This is a genomic window from Williamsia sp. Y712 (assembly GCF_059445525.1).
Window position 1 is genome coordinate 564,080 of sequence record NZ_JCAIUN010000001.1, and the last position, 14,502, is coordinate 578,581.

A 14,502-nucleotide genomic window follows, 5' to 3' on the forward strand; every position below is an offset into this window, starting at 1 on the left:
CGGTCACCGGGCCAGCTACAACTCTGTCCGGCCGAGCCGACCAGGTCAGGAGCGGTAAACCCCCGATCGCGGCGAAATAACCCACCACCGGGGTGGACCCAGCACTACTGTTTTGTCACAGGGATCGCGGCACCATGAAGTTCTTGCACCACAGTTGGAGATGCAGCCCGGCGAGAAGTCGTGACGCGGTCCGGTGGGGGTCAGAGAGGAAGCGGTGAACTCCGAGAAAGAACCGACGCTCGTCATCCGGTGGTTGCGGGCAGCGATGTACGCCCTGTGCACCGCCCTGTTGGCGCCGGTCGCATTGGTGCTGTTCATAGTGCAGGTCGTTGCGATACCACTGGTTCTGATCTCCGTGGGAGCACTGGCGCTGTGGGGATTGGTTCCGATCACCGGCGCCTTGTGCGACCTGCACCGGCGGATGGGGGCCGGAGTGCTCGATCGTCCGTGGCGCCCCGGTGACTACAAGCCCGCGGGCAACCGCCACGGGATCCTTCATCTGCTCTCGGTGTGGAGTGCGGATTCGTTGCGCTGGCGGGACCTCGGATGGCTGGCGCTGGCGTCCACCATCGGTTTTGTGATCTCGCTTGTCGGCGTGATCTTCACCGCCACGCTGGTTTTGATCCCGTTTGTCGAACCGCTGATGAAGGCGCGTGCCGCCATGGATTTGGGTGTCCTGAACCGCAGCCGCGCCGAGGTATTGGAGGCCCGGGTACACGAGGTGACCGAATCCCGCGCTGCGACAGTCGATTCGGCCGCAGCTGAACTGCGACGCGTCGAACGGGATCTCCATGATGGGGCCCAGGCCCGCCTGGCCGCACTCGGCATGACCATCGGTTTGGCCGAAAGTCAGGTCGACAAAGACCCGGTGGCCGCCAAACAACTGATGGCCGAGGCGAGGGCGTCGGCGACCGCGGCGCTCGGCGACCTCCGTTCGGTGGTGCGCGGCATACATCCACCGGTACTCGCCGACCGCGGAGTGGGACCTGCCGTCGAGGCACTGGCACTCGACCTGCCGATCCCGATGACCTTGAATCTCGGTGTCAAAGAACGTCTTCCCGCCGCGATGGAGAATGCCGTGTATTTTGCGGTGGCCGAGGCCCTTGCCAACGTCGGTAAACATGCCCGCGCCCGGAACGCCTGGATCTCCATGGGTATCTTCGAGGGCGTGCTCAGGGTCGAGGTCGGTGACGATGGGATCGGTGGCGCAGTCGCCACCGGATCGGGTTTGCACGGTGTCACCCAGCGGCTGAAGGCGATGGACGGGTCACTGTATGTCCACAGTCCTGTCGGTGGTCCGACGATCATCTCCATGGAGGTGCCATGCGCGTCGTGATCGCCGAAGACCACGCCCTGTTGCGTGACGGCCTCTCGCGCATACTCGCCGCCCATCAGATGGATGTGGTCGCCGCGGTCGACAACGCCACCGAACTCGATGCGGCACTCTCCGACGACTCCGTCGATCTGGCCGTACTCGATGTCCGGATGCCACCGACCTTCACCGACGAGGGCCTCCAGGCAGCCATCAAGATTCGCCGTCAGCGCCCCGGCTTCCCCGTTCTGGTTCTCTCGCAGTACGTGGAGCAGCTCTATGCCCGCGAGTTGCTCGAGAGCGGCGAAGGCGCGGTCGGCTATCTACTCAAGGATCGGGTCGCCAACGTGGCCGGATTCATCGACGCCGTCCGCCAGGTCTCCGGTGGTGGCACGGTTCTCGACCCCGAGGTGGTGGCGCAACTGTTGACCGGGCAGCGCTCCGACGGACCGCTAGATCGCCTCTCGGCACGCGAACGAGAAGTCTTGTCGTTGATGGCCGAAGGCCGGTCGAACGCGGCGATCGCCGAGGCGATGTCCGTGACGGAGAAAGCCGTGAGCAAACACTCCAACAGCATCTTCACCAAGCTCGACCTGCCGGTGTCGGCCGACGACAATCGCCGGGTGCTCGCGGTTCTGGCCTACCTCGGCGTGTAGTCCCGCTCAGCCTCTCGCGACGTTGTACAGCAGCGTGCTGGCGGCGAGGAGCGCCCCGGAGATGATCGAGGGCCACAACCAATCGTTGTTCAGACCGGATCGAACCGCCACGATGATCCATCCCATGATCAGCAGAGCGGTACTCAGCGTCGTGACCAGGCGAATCAACACGATCCCCGTGACCGCCACCGACCACAGGACCTCTCGCAGGCCGAACCTCATCGCCACGCTCCCGAATATTCATTCGCCCGAACTGAATTGGACAACTTTGGCACAATGGGTGAAGTGAAGACCATCCTGAACGTCATTTGGCTTGTGCTCTGTGGATTCTGGATGGCGCTGGGATACGTCGTCGCCGGCATCATCTGCTGCATTCTGATCATCACCATCCCGTTCGGTATCGCCTCGTTCCGGATCGCGGCATACGCACTCTGGCCGTTCGGTCGAACAGTGATCCGTAAACCCACGGCCGGTGTGGGATCGGCGATCGGCAATGTCATCTGGCTCATCTTCGCCGGAATCTGGCTGGCCCTTGGACATATCGCGACCGGTATCGCGATGTGCCTGACCATCATTGGCATCCCGCTGGGTATCGCCAGCTTCAAGATGATCCCGGTGTCACTGCTCCCGCTCGGCGCAGAGATCGTCGACACCGACAGCGGCGCACTGGTCCCGCCGCAGACGGCCCGCTGAGCGGCGCCGAGCGCCTCAGGCCGGCGTCAATGCAACCACCGGGATGACCCGGGTGGTCTTCTTCTCGTAGTCGGCGAAACCGGGCATGACCGATGCCTGCTGCGCGTAGATCCGATCCCGCTCAGCACCGGTGACCTCTGAAGCCGTCACTGCGATGGTGTCGCCACCGACCTCGATGGTGGTGTGGGGATTGGCTTTGACGTTGCGGAACCACTGGGGGTCTTTGTCGCTGCCCGCGGCGCTGGCAAAGACGTACTTGGCGCCCTCACCCGCCTGATACACCAACGGCGTGACGAAATCCTTGCCGCTCTTGACACCCTTGTGGTGCAGCAGCAACATCGGCGCACCCTCGAAGTTGCCACCGACCTTGCCGTCGTTGGCACGGAACTCGGCGATGATGTCGTCGTTGAAACCCATGGCGCAGAGTGTATGGCTGATCAGCCCACATCGTCGAGATCAAGGCCGATGGGGTTCGCCGACGGGAATTCCCCGCTTGCCACCACCACCTTGGTGAGTTCCATCAGTGACGTCGTCAGATCATCGACGGCACTATCGGTCAGCTGCGCGTACGCGGGCGCGGCGAGCCGATCGGTCGTGTTCTCGATCTCGGCCTTGAGGGCGCGGCCCGCAGGCGTGATGGCGCCGGAGAGTTCGAGGAGCCCCCGATCTGCCAGCCGTGCCGTCAGCGACTCCCATTCCTCGTCGGTGTACTGACGGCCCGCGTCGAGAACCGAGCGTGGGATCGCCGTCGCGATGGCATGCAGGACACCGGCTTCCCGTCCGGTGATCCCGGCCGTGGTCAGGGCGGCGACATGGCCGTCACCCCGGTGTTCGCGCAACAGGGTCGCCGCGTGCCACAGGGCGCCGACCCGGTCTGTCGGCCAGGGCAGCGCCGCGTTCGCGGCAAACAGTGCCCGCCCACCGAGATCTGCGTTGTCCGCGACCGGATACAGCAACGCGACCACTCGGTCGATGGCGTCGGCGGCGCCGTCGCCGAGCATCCGGGACAGCGTCGCCACCGCGGCGTCCTCCCGGACCCGCAGCGCGGTTTCCGGTGGTGCGAAATCCCAGGCGTCCGGGATGGCCCTGGCCACGTGCGACGGCGCGAAGTTGTAGAACAGCGCCGTGACGATCTCGGGTCCCACCGGCCCGAGCGGGGCGGCCCGAGCGGCGAAGTAGCCCATCCAGAACCCCCGGTAACCGGCGGCCGAGAGCGCCTCACGGGTTTCGTCGGAGAAATAGGTGACGGCGTGCAGAGGTTCGAGCAATCGCCACAATCGCCGGGCGGTGGGCAGGTCGATGGCCATCAATCGAGCATGCCACCGCAGTTGCGGAGCGCCTACCCTTTAACGATGACCGACAAAAAGAAGGACTCGAAGCGCACCAAGGACGACGAACCCAAAGGTGGTCGACCCGGCCCTGTCGATGAGGGCGGTACCGGCGGAATGGCCACGCGGGAGGTCGCACCTGAGCTCGTCCACAAGGACGACGACAAAAACAAAGACGACTGAATCGCCGGTCCGCATCACTGGTCGCGGCGGCGATACCGCCACGGGAAGACAAACCAGAAATTGGTGAAGACCAGCACCGCCACCCCACCGGCGATCCAGCCAGCCGATCGGCTGATCACCAGCTCGAACACCATCATCATGACCCCGGTCAGCGCCAAGCCCAGGAAGATCAATCCGCCGAGAGCAAAGCGTTGTGCGGCGAACACCAACTCCCGCAGTCGATGTCGACGAAAAAGGATGCGGTGCATCGCCGCAGGTGCCAGCAGCAGCACAGTTGCGCTGACGGAAGCCGAGACCGTGGCGAGGTAGACGCCCTGGAAGACGGCGTCTTGTGTATAGAAAAGGTCCTGAAACGGCACCGTGAGAAGGAACCCGGTGAGTATCTGCACACCGGTCTGAACGACGCGGAGTTCCTGCAGCAAGCTCGACCAGTTGCGGTCGAGACGCTGCATGGGCGTTTCGTTGCGTACTTCGCGATCCCATTCGTCGTCGTCATCGAGATCTCCGGTCATCGGCTCATCGTGGGCGCACCTGCCCCGCAGGGCAACCCCCTCGAACCGGAAGTTGCGTCCCGACAAACAACCGGTTCTCGCTGGTCGATAGGCTTGACGAATATTTGCGCGGCAAAGGAGTGAGCGATGACGGCCGATACACCCAGCCCGATCACGGAGCCGCGTTGGTTTGCCGCCGCGCTGGCCCAGAAACCCGAACACCGTGATGTCGAGATCGTCGGCGCCCGTGTGCACCTTCGCTGCTGGGGCGACGAGGGCCGACCCGGGGTGGTGCTGGTTCACGGCGGCTCCGCGCATTCGGGCTGGTGGGACCACATTGCCCCACTCCTCGCGTCGGCACATCGCGTGGTCGCGGTCGACCTGTCCGGGCACGGTGACAGCGAAATCCGCGAGCAGTACCCGATGGACGGCTGGACCACCGAGGTTCTCGAGGCAGCCAAGGCCGGTGGCATCGCCGGTAAGCCATACGTGGTCGGGCACAGCATGGGTGGCTGGGTCACAGCGGTACTCGGTGCATTGCACACCGATGCCACCGCAGGCCTGGTCATCATCGACTCACCCCTGTTCGACGAGCCGCCGGAGGAGATCATCATCCGGCAGCTCGCCCGTGTCCCCAAGGCCTACGCGGACAGGGACGAGATCTGTGTCCGGTTCCGGACCGAACCACGGCAGGATGTCCTGCTGCCCTACGTCGCCGGGCACGTCGCCGAAGAATCGGTGAGGAAGACCGACGCCGGGTGGATGTGGAAGTTCGATCCGGAGATGTTCCGCAAACGGCACGAAGCCGGGCACCTGGTGAATCTTCGTGAACTGCTCGGCAAGATCGTGACCCCGTCGCTGTACATCCGGTGCGAGCTGGGGATGGTCAGTCCCGAGATGGCCCAAGAGATCGCCGGGCTGTTCGCCAATCCGGCCACCGTGGTCGACCTTCCCGACGCGGGCCATCACCCGATGATGGATCAACCCCTGCCACTGGTCAGTGTTCTGCGAACCATCCTGGCGCAGTGGGAATCCGAACGGTGAGACTGCTCGTCGGCTTCTCCCCTCGATGACCGCGAAAGACACACCACCGCCCCGGTACGGCATCCTGCTGTTCACCCTGGGACTGGTCACCACCATCACGTCCATCGTCAGCAGTCTCGGCGCGCCGCTGGTGCCGAAGATCTCGACGGATTACGACGTGGAGATCACCCAGGCCCAATGGACGCTCACCGCGACAATGCTGATGGCCGCCATTGCAACGCCGGTCCTGGGCCGGCTCGGTGGTGATTCCTGGCGACGCCCGACGATCCTGATCGGCCTCGGCATCGTGACCGCCGGATCCGTACTGTCTGCTCTGCCACTGGGTTTCGAGGCTCTGGTGATCGGCCGGACGATGCAGGGGGTTGGCCTGGCGCTGGTACCCCTCGCGATGGCGGTTGCCCGTGAATCGTTTGCCCCGCGACAGCTGGCGTCGGCGATCGCGTTGCTGTCGGTGACGGGCATAGCCGGGGCCGGCCTCGGCTATCCGATCACCGCAACGGTGGCCCATCTGTGGGGGTTGCATGCGGCGTACTGGCTGGGCGCAACTCTCAGCGCGGTAACGCTGCTCATGGCCCTGCGGTACATACCCCCGTCGCGCACGTCGTCCACCCGGATGTCGGTGGATTGGATTGGTGCGGTGCTGTTGTCGAGCGGTACCGCCACGTTCCTGCTCGCGGTCAGCCACGGCGAGAGCTGGGGTTGGCTGGCACCTCGCACGCTCTTGTTGGCCGGCGTCGGGGTCGCTGCTTTTGCGCTGTGGATCGTGTGGACGCTGCGCTGCGACCAACCACTTGTCGATCTCCGACTCGCGGTCCGGCCCGGCGTGGCAGCACCGAACCTTGTTGCTGCAGGCGGCGGTATCGCGATGTACACGCTGCTCACGCTTGTCATCGTGCTCGTGCAGAACCCCGACTGGGGACTGGATCAGTCGCTCTCGGTGGCCGGGTTGATGTTGACACCGTATTCGCTGATGAGCGTCGTCGGCAGCCGTATGTCATTGGCGGCCGTGGACAGATTCGGCCCAGACCTGGTGCTGCCCTTGGGCTGCGCGATCTTCATGTGCTCGACGCTGGGTGTGGCCCTTGTCCATGACCATGTCGCGTGGGCAGTGCTCTGGATGGCGATCGGGGGGTTGGGTAGCGGATTCAGTTTCTCGTCGCTTGCGGTGCTCATCATTCCGCATGTTCCGAGCGAAGAAACCGGCAGTGCAATGGCTTTCAACATGGTGCTGCGGTACCTGGGTTTCTCCGTCGGCAGCGCGGTCAGTGTCGCTCTGATGGCCGTCTACGGCGGCGGCGATCAGGGATTTGCACTGACCCTCATCACTGTGTCCGTGGTTTTTGCTGCGGTGGGCATCGGCGCCTGGCTCCTGAGCAAGCGCGTTCCGCAGTCGGGGTAGGTCATTTCGGGAATGGGGTAGTCGACTACTCCCGCCGCCCGCGGTAGGGGCGACTTAGGCTGTCTGCGCCTGCAAGGGATCAATCCCTCACTCTCGGCAAAGGACGGCAACCATGGCGACACTGCGCAACAAGGTGGTTCTCATCACCGGGGCGGCGAGCGGGATCGGTGCGGCAACAGCCCGCGCGCTGGCCGCTCGCGGAGCGAAGGTGATCCTCGTCGACGTCGACGAGAGGTCCTTGGACCAACTCACCGTCGAACTCGGCCCCGGGACGGCCGTCTCCGCGGTCGCCGACGTGACCGATCTGGCGGCAGTGCAGGCGGCTGTGGAGACCGGCGTGAGTGCTTTCGGTGGGATCGATGTGGTCCTGGCCGGCGCCGGTATCGCGAGCTACGGATCGGTCCTGCACGTCGATCCGGTGACCTTTCGCCGCGTCATCGACGTCAACATCAACGGGGTCTTCCATACCGTAAGGGCGGCCCTGCCCCATGTGATCGAGCGGCGGGGTTACGTACTGGTGGTGTCGTCGATGGCCGCCTATGGCGCGATCCCGGGATCGGCGGCGTACAGCACCAGCAAGGCCGGAATCGAGAATTTTGCCAACGCCCTGCGGTTCGAGATCACCCATCATGGGGTCGCGGTGGGCAGCGCGCACATGTCGTGGATCGACACCCCCCTGGTGCGCGACAGTCAGCGAGATCTGCCCGCATTCAACGACGTCCTCACCTCGTTGCCCGGCCCGCTGAGCGCGGTGGTGCCGCTGGAAAAATGTGTCGACGCGTTCGTTCGCGGCATCGAACGGCGCAAGCGTCGTGTTTACGTGCCCGGCTGGGTCGGCCTCGCGCGCTGGCTCAAGCCCGTGCTCGCTTCCCTCACGGTCAATCGTCGAGTACTCGAGAAATTGTCGGCGGACCTCGAACTGATGGACCAGCAGACCGCGAAGCTCGGCCGATTCACCAGTGCACGCAATCTGGCAACGGGCGTCGTGCCACCGGCCTCGGCCGACGCCGCATCGCAGCCGGCCGACAATTCTTGACAAAATTGTTTCCGGACGATGTTTCGGACATCGCGAACGGGGTAACCACCGGTCTGTTCGGTTGAGTTTGCAGCTGTACCTGCCGAGTCGCCGAACAGGTGACCGACAAGTTTCGTGCATCGTAGGATGCACGAACCGGACCCCGGGGGGTTGTCCACGTGAGCAAGCCATCGAGCAAAGAGTTGTCCACGGCAAAGCGGGGCAGTCGTGGCTGAACGCGGAGCCAAGCCTCAGGTCCCGGCTTTGCGCCGAAAAGCGCTCCGGGCAATAAGCCACCTGTTCAGTCCGTTGCAGCCCGACGATTACCTCGAGATGATCAACCCGCTGTGGACCACGCGGGAGTTGCGCGGTCGCATCGAAGAGGTCCGGCACGAGGGCTCGGACGCCGCCACGGTGTGGATCAGGCCCGGATACGAGTGGCCAGGTCATCTGCCGGGCCAGTACGTACGCCTCGGCGTGGTGATCGATGGCGTGTTCCATTGGCGGGCCTACTCATTGACGTCCGATCCCGAGCCGAGGGACGGCCTGATCGCAGTCACTCCCAAGCTCGTCGAGAACGGTGTGGTCTCGCCGTATCTCGTGCGAAAGATCCGCCCGGGTGAAATCGTCCGGCTCGGCGAGATCGAAGGTGTGTTCACACTCCCCGACCCGTGTCCGGACAAGCTGCTCTTCATCAGCGCCGGTAGCGGCATCACGCCGATCATGAGCATGTTGCGCAGCCTGGACCACAACGACGCCATGAGAGACGTGGTGGTGATCCACTCGGCCCGCACCGAATCGCAGGTGATGTTCCACCGCGACCTGCGTGAGATGGATCAGCGCCAGGACGGGTTGCACTTGACCATCCGACTCACCGGCGAGGATGGCCGCCTCAAACCCGAAGATCTCGACGAGTTGTGCCCGGATTGGCGGGAACGTGAGGCCATGTGCTCGGGGCCGGGCGAAATGCTCGATACCCTCGTCGAACACTGGGAGAGCAACGACGCCGCGGAGCGCATCCATTTCGAGCGGTTCCAGCCCATCATCGGCGGTGCCGCGGGTGCCGGAGAGGGTGGCGCGGTGCGGTTCGTCCGCAGCAAGACCGATGCCAAATGCGAACCGGGACAGACGATTCTGGCTGCGGGGGAAGATGCCGGCCTCGAACTCAAGTACGGCTGCAGAATCGGCATCTGCCATACGTGTGTGGGCACGGTGAAGTCGGGAAGTCTACGAGACCTGCGTACCGGTGAAGTCAGCGAGCCGGCCGGTGCCTCGGTGCGGATCTGTGTGAACAGCGCCGAAGGCGACATCGAAATCGACCTGTAGATCGAAGGAGAGTCATGACCATCGACGAAGCCAAGGGCAGAACCCGCCCCGGATCAACCGGAGCCCGGACCGAAGACGTGCAGAACCCGCTCGCACATCTGTCCGACGAAACCATAGAAATGCTGGGCAAAGAGTTCGACGCAATCCACGACGAGGTCTACGGAGACCTCGGGGAACGCGACCGGCAGTACATCAAGAACGTGATCGCCACCCAGCGGAATCTGGCCGTCGCCGGCCGGGTGCTCTTGCTGGGATCGAGGTCGAAGGTGTCCTGGGTCGCCGGCACCGCATGCCTGGGAATGGCGAAGATTCTCGAGAACATGGAGATCGGCCACAACGTCATGCACGGACAGTGGGACTGGATGAACGACCCCGACATCCACTCCTCGGTCTGGGATTGGGACACCGCGTCCACGGCCGAAGCATGGAAACACTCGCACAACTACATCCATCACACCTTCACCAACATCCGGGGGAAGGACAAGGATCTGGGCTACGAGATCATGCGGATCGATCCCCACCAGCCCTGGAACCCGGTGTACCTCGCGCAACCGTTCTACAACGTGCTGCTGACCGCTTTCTTCGAGTGGGGTGTCGCGCTGCACGACCTCGACCTCGACGCCATTCGCAAGGGCGAGAAGTCGATGTCGGAACTCTGGCACGACCTCAAGGGCATCGGCGTCAAGATGCGGCGACAGGTGATCAAGGACTACATCGGCTGGCCGACGATCAGTGCCGGAGCCTTTGCCCTGACACAACTCGGGTCGGGCGGGCGCATCGATCAACCCAGGAAGTCGCGGTTGGCGAACCGGCTGCGTCGCGCGCCCGGGTCCGGTAAACGCGCCAAAGTGGCCGCCGAGCTGATGGATCGCACGCTTCCCGGGGTCGAGCAAACGTTCTTGGCGACCCTCGCGGCGAACTTCACCGCCAACATCATCCGCAACGTATGGGCGCACGCGATCATCTTCTGCGGCCACTTTCCGGACCAGACCTACACATTCAGCAAGGAAGAAACTCTAAACGAGACCCGCGGGGGTTGGTACGCCCGGCAGTTGCTCGGTTCGGCGAACATCGAGGGCAGTCCGCTGTTCCACGTCATCAGCGGCAACCTCGGTTTCCAGGTCGAGCACCACCTCTACCCGGACATGCCGAGCACCCGATACTCGGAAGTGGCGCCGAAGGTCAAGGACATCTGCGAGCGCTACGAATTGCCTTACAACTCAGGTCCGTTCGGTAGCCAGTGGGGACAGGTGCATCGGACGATCTTCCGTCTCGCTTTTCCCGGCGGACAGGCGCGACCCAAGCCCGGCCCCTACCATCGGGCACCACACAGCGCCGTCGACACCGAGAGGCCCAGCGAGGCTGCACAATTCCGGAACCGAGTACCCGAGGGACACCCCGACGCCGGCCCCGAACACGAGTCCGGTGGCGTCGAGGTGGCACCGCCTCCCAGGGACTGACATCCGGCTCGGTGGCGGGTCGTCACCGCTCGAGTTGACCGGCGACCCGCTGTTCGAGCTGTTGCGTGGTGGCGGCAGGCAACACGATCAACCCGTCGAGTTCCTTACGCGCCCTGTCATATGCGGCGCGCCGTTCATGCTGCGGTGCCTCGTTGTCCTGCGCGAGATGTAGCAGATTCTGTCCGCGGCGCAGCCGCTCTTGCTCGGGCTCGGTGAAACCCGACCGGCGACGGCGCTTCGCCTCGGTTTCGGCGACGTCGAAGGCGGTGGCGTACTCGTGCACCGCGTCGCGGTATTCGCGCCGACGTTCGCTGTCCTCGATGAGGTCGTCGCCGCTGTCGGGCCGCAACAGATCGGCCTTACGTTTCGCCCGGTGGAAGTCGATGGTGAGCGGGTCACGCAGGTCGATCATCATCGGGAAGTCGAGCAGGGTCGCAGCATCCAGTTCGTAGGCGAACCAACGCGCATCGGTCTGGTTGTGCTCATCGAGGGTCTTCGCGATGTCCCGTCGCACGGCTTCGGCATCCAACCGCTTTTGACCGGATGCCTCGATCTCCGCGATCTTCGCCTGCTGTTTGAGGCGATACCGCTCTTGCCTGCGTTCTGCACGACGCTCGTTGGCCGCACCGATCGTCTTCAGGCCGCCACCGATCGCGCCACCGAACACAAACACCAACCACCAGTAACTGCCCACGAACTCAAAGAACGCATCCACCCCTCAAGCATGCCGGAATTTCCACCTGCGGGGCCTTCGACTCTCACGGTTGCGTTCAAAGGGTCTGTACCCACATCACCAGCCCCTCGTTCTGAGCACAGACCCGCTCCACTTGGCAGACGCCAGAACCGCAACTATCTATGAATTGAGTCACATATACATCCTGTAGATGGCCCTGATCTGCAGCGATGCGTCAACCGCCACTTCACCCGGGTATCACTAGGGACGGTTCTGCCATATCGTCTCACCGAGATTGCGAGCCGAAATGAGACAGAAATGATATTTGATCGTGACGTTCATTTACGTCGGCCGTTCCTGCGCCTGGGCGTCGTGGCCATCGCCGCCCTCATGACCCTCTGCGGCGTCGGAGGAGTTGCCCAAGCCGACCCGGCCCGGAGCCTGGACCGCTACCTCGATCTACCGCTGACAAATCGGGACGCATCCCGCGGCCCTGGCGGTGTGAACCCCGAGTTGCCGACTGATCCCGCAGAACTACGGACCCTTCTCGACCAGGCCCGCGCGGGGGCGGTGGCACCGAACCGCTACGCGGCGTTGCTCTACCAGTACTGGCTGGTCGAGACCACAACTGCCGCCGGTATCGATCTGGCCTCGTGGAATCCCCGACTCGGGGTCGAGGCCAATCGACAGAATCTGATCAAGTCGTACACCTACTACGAACAGCTCCAGTTGAATCACCGCGAACTCCAGTGGGCCGGGATGGCCGGCCAGGTGGGCGCAGACTTCGGTGGTGGGATCATCGACTTCGAACTCGCAGCCAACGTCTTCGACTGGAGCAGGCTACAGGGTCTGGCCAATGCCATTGTCGGGCAGGCAAACCAGACCGCCGCCGGTCTCGTCGAGCAACTGCCGCCCGGGCTTCGGGCACTCGCACGCGTCGGATCCACGGTGAGTCCCGACGATCTGCATGTCATCCTCGGAAATATTCTGGTGATGCAGAAGAACATCTTCAGCGACCTGATGCCCATGCACCGCGCGTACGTGGTCGGCGGCCTTGCCCCACTCGAAGAGATGCGGGCGGCAGGCCTGTTCGGCGATGACATCCTCGACGCCTGGCGCGGTATCGCGTCACACGATCCCAACCGGATCGCCCTGGGCAATGCGCTTCTGCTGCAACGTGAGCAAGGTCAGGTAATCAAGGCGCAGTGGGATCAGACCCGTGCCTACAAAGGCGATGTCGGAGAGGCGATCACCTACGTCAGCACCGTAGCCGGCTCCCCATCAGTGGCAGGTGTCATTGCACCGAGATCATTTCGGCCCATCGAGATCAGCACCCGTCTCGCCGACGGACGCACCGCGATCCTGACAACCCCACTGCCAACCTGGAATTGGGCGCAATACGAAGAGCGGTGGGACTACATCACCACCGAACTGTTGCCGAAGTACAAGATTCTGGTGAACGACGATTGGCCGGCTCTGGAACGGATCTTGCGCACGCCCTATGAAACCCAGCTCGAAACACACCGTCCGATCATGAGCATCCCGGCACTGCTGGAGTCAGCGGCAGCCGGTACGAAGGTGAGTGTGTCGTGAAAACCCTTTCAGCAACCCTGTCGATCCTCCTGGCAGCACTGGTGGCAGTGTCGGTGAATGTCCCAGCGGCCCACGCAGAACCGGTGCAGACTCCGGACTTGGGTGAGGTCTTCAACGGCTATGTCATCGGAACGTTCGCCGATGGCCGTGTTGCGAGCCCCGACGAGATCTTCCAGGGTCTGGCCGCAAGCGATCCGTTCTACGCCGAGCCGCGACTTCGAGGCGACGAGAAACCGGGAACCATCCTCAAGGTCAAACCGGTTGCGGTGCAGTTCACCGGGTTTCGTCCCGGCAATATCGACGCATACAAGCTGATGTACGTCACCACCGACCTCGACGGCAGCGCCGAGATCAGTACCGGCATCCTGATGATTCCCCGCGACGGCAAGAAGAACTCAGAACGTGGCGTTGTCGCGTATCAGGAAGCCAACGACAGCGTCGGCGCCTACTGCCATCCCAGCACCCAGTGGACGGGCGGCGCTCCAATGGACGGCTCCTCGTGGTCTGCACTGGGACCGCTGGGTCAGATCTTCGGCAAAGGTCTGGCTGTGATGATCTCCGACGTCGGTAACGACGGCGATCCATTGCCACACGGCGTCTTTGCCGGAAAGTTCGGCGGCAATGCGAACCTCGACGGGGTGCGGGCCGCGTTGGCCCTGCCCGAGGCCGGCCTGAGTGCTGACGCCCCGATCTCGATCTTCGGGATCGCGGGCGGCGGCGTGGGCGCAGCATTTGCGGCCGAGAATCAAGCCACCTACGCACCCGAACTCAACGTGAAGTCGACCGTGCTCGAAGGCATGGTTGTCAACCAGCGCAACTTCATTCGCACCGCCGACGGGTCTGTGGGTTCGGGTTTCGCGTTTGCCACGCTACTCGGTCTCGAACCGCGCTATCCGGAGATGAAAATCGACGAGAAGCTCACTCCTGCCGGTAGGGCGATGGCAGATGTGTTCCGGACCCAGTGTCAGACACCCGCCTACTTCGGGACACCGTTCCTGCCGCTGCGCACGCTGTTCACCGGCGGCCGGAACCCGGCGGATATCCCAGAGTTCCAGCACGTCTACAACGACAACCTGCTGGGAACCAAGACCCCGAAGTCGAAGGTGCTGATCACGTCCTGCGTGGCCGATGATTCACCGATGTCATTGGTCCCGGCCCAGGATGCGCGGGACCTGACCGCGACCTATCGGGCCGGAGGAACCGACGTCAGCTATCAGCCAACCGACTGCAGCATGTTCAACGCACTGACCAACCTGTACGGATGGGGCACCGACCTGTTCGGCATGCAAACCGTGGACTGGATGGCCAGCACCCTGAAGGAATGATCAG

Annotated in this window: 16 protein-coding genes; 11 read left to right on the plus strand and 5 right to left on the minus strand. The window is 63.6% G+C overall.

The window, feature by feature from the left end; genetic code table 11:
- Window positions 1-214: 214 nt before the first annotated feature.
- Window positions 215-1,336, plus strand: coding sequence for a sensor histidine kinase (locus AC1D75_RS02770; protein WP_495513790.1), 1,122 nt, complete (start codon window positions 215-217; stop codon window positions 1,334-1,336).
- Window positions 1,324-1,968 (plus strand): response regulator, encoded by a 645-nt coding sequence (locus AC1D75_RS02775; protein ID WP_495513791.1) that lies wholly within the window; start codon window positions 1,324-1,326, stop codon window positions 1,966-1,968. Before AC1D75_RS02770 ends, AC1D75_RS02775 begins: the two co-directional genes overlap by 13 nt.
- Window positions 1,969-1,974: 6 nt before the next feature.
- On the opposite strand, the gene AC1D75_RS02780 is transcribed toward AC1D75_RS02775, so the two are convergent.
- Complete coding sequence (locus AC1D75_RS02780; RefSeq protein WP_495513792.1) at window positions 1,975-2,190, minus strand: hypothetical protein; 216 nt, start codon at window positions 2,188-2,190, stop codon at window positions 1,975-1,977.
- A gap of 63 nt (window positions 2,191-2,253) precedes the next feature.
- On the opposite strand from AC1D75_RS02780, the gene AC1D75_RS02785 reads away from it, so the two are divergent.
- A complete protein-coding gene (locus AC1D75_RS02785; RefSeq protein WP_495513793.1) occupies window positions 2,254-2,661 on the plus strand; it encodes a YccF domain-containing protein in 408 nt (135 codons plus the stop codon).
- A gap of 15 nt (window positions 2,662-2,676) precedes the next feature.
- Here the strand turns inward: AC1D75_RS02785 and AC1D75_RS02790 are convergent, their stop codons facing one another.
- Window positions 2,677-3,078 carry a nitroreductase family deazaflavin-dependent oxidoreductase gene (locus AC1D75_RS02790; RefSeq protein WP_495513794.1) on the minus strand — a complete coding sequence of 134 codons (402 nt, stop codon included), beginning with the start codon at window positions 3,076-3,078 and terminating at the stop codon, window positions 2,677-2,679.
- A gap of 20 nt (window positions 3,079-3,098) precedes the next feature.
- The gene (locus AC1D75_RS02795; protein ID WP_495513795.1) at window positions 3,099-3,968 is read right to left on the minus strand and encodes an SCO6745 family protein; all 870 of its coding nucleotides are present in this window, start codon (window positions 3,966-3,968) and stop codon (window positions 3,099-3,101) included.
- A 45-nt stretch (window positions 3,969-4,013) separates the two neighbouring features.
- On the opposite strand from AC1D75_RS02795, the gene AC1D75_RS02800 reads away from it, so the two are divergent.
- Window positions 4,014-4,172, plus strand: a complete 159-nt coding sequence (locus tag AC1D75_RS02800) for a hypothetical protein (protein ID WP_482136623.1) — start codon at window positions 4,014-4,016, stop codon at window positions 4,170-4,172.
- A gap of 14 nt (window positions 4,173-4,186) precedes the next feature.
- Here the strand turns inward: AC1D75_RS02800 and AC1D75_RS02805 are convergent, their stop codons facing one another.
- Window positions 4,187-4,684: a DUF6328 family protein gene (locus AC1D75_RS02805; protein WP_495513796.1), complete on the minus strand. Its 498-nt coding sequence runs from the start codon at window positions 4,682-4,684 to the stop codon at window positions 4,187-4,189.
- A 126-nt stretch (window positions 4,685-4,810) separates the two neighbouring features.
- Here AC1D75_RS02805 and AC1D75_RS02810 point away from each other — a divergent pair, with 126 nt between their 5' ends.
- From AC1D75_RS02810 to AC1D75_RS02830, 5 genes are all read left to right on the plus strand, one after another.
- Entirely contained in the window at window positions 4,811-5,707 is an 897-nt protein-coding gene (locus tag AC1D75_RS02810) for an alpha/beta fold hydrolase (RefSeq protein WP_495513797.1), read from the plus strand.
- A 25-nt stretch (window positions 5,708-5,732) separates the two neighbouring features.
- Window positions 5,733-7,106, plus strand: coding sequence for an MFS transporter (locus AC1D75_RS02815; RefSeq protein WP_495513798.1), 1,374 nt, complete (start codon window positions 5,733-5,735; stop codon window positions 7,104-7,106).
- A gap of 112 nt (window positions 7,107-7,218) precedes the next feature.
- On the plus strand, window positions 7,219-8,142 hold the full coding sequence (locus tag AC1D75_RS02820) for an SDR family oxidoreductase (protein WP_495513799.1): 924 nt from the start codon (window positions 7,219-7,221) through the stop codon (window positions 8,140-8,142).
- 207 nt (window positions 8,143-8,349) lie between these two features.
- Complete coding sequence (locus tag AC1D75_RS02825; protein WP_495513800.1) at window positions 8,350-9,447, plus strand: ferredoxin reductase; 1,098 nt, start codon at window positions 8,350-8,352, stop codon at window positions 9,445-9,447.
- Between the two features lie 14 nt (window positions 9,448-9,461).
- On the plus strand, window positions 9,462-10,907 hold the full coding sequence (locus AC1D75_RS02830) for a fatty acid desaturase family protein (RefSeq protein ID WP_495513801.1): 1,446 nt from the start codon (window positions 9,462-9,464) through the stop codon (window positions 10,905-10,907).
- Window positions 10,908-10,929: 22 nt separating this feature from the next.
- On the opposite strand, the gene AC1D75_RS02835 is transcribed toward AC1D75_RS02830, so the two are convergent.
- A complete protein-coding gene (locus AC1D75_RS02835; RefSeq protein WP_495513802.1) occupies window positions 10,930-11,622 on the minus strand; it encodes a hypothetical protein in 693 nt (230 codons plus the stop codon).
- Between the two features lie 276 nt (window positions 11,623-11,898).
- On the opposite strand from AC1D75_RS02835, the gene AC1D75_RS02840 reads away from it, so the two are divergent.
- Together AC1D75_RS02840 and AC1D75_RS02845 are read left to right on the plus strand one after the other, a co-directional pair.
- Window positions 11,899-13,173, plus strand: a complete 1,275-nt coding sequence (locus AC1D75_RS02840) for a hypothetical protein (protein WP_495513803.1) — start codon at window positions 11,899-11,901, stop codon at window positions 13,171-13,173.
- The gene (locus tag AC1D75_RS02845; protein WP_495513804.1) at window positions 13,170-14,498 is read left to right on the plus strand and encodes a lipase family protein; all 1,329 of its coding nucleotides are present in this window, start codon (window positions 13,170-13,172) and stop codon (window positions 14,496-14,498) included. Before AC1D75_RS02840 ends, AC1D75_RS02845 begins: the two co-directional genes overlap by 4 nt.
- Window positions 14,499-14,502: the final 4 nt, after the last annotated feature.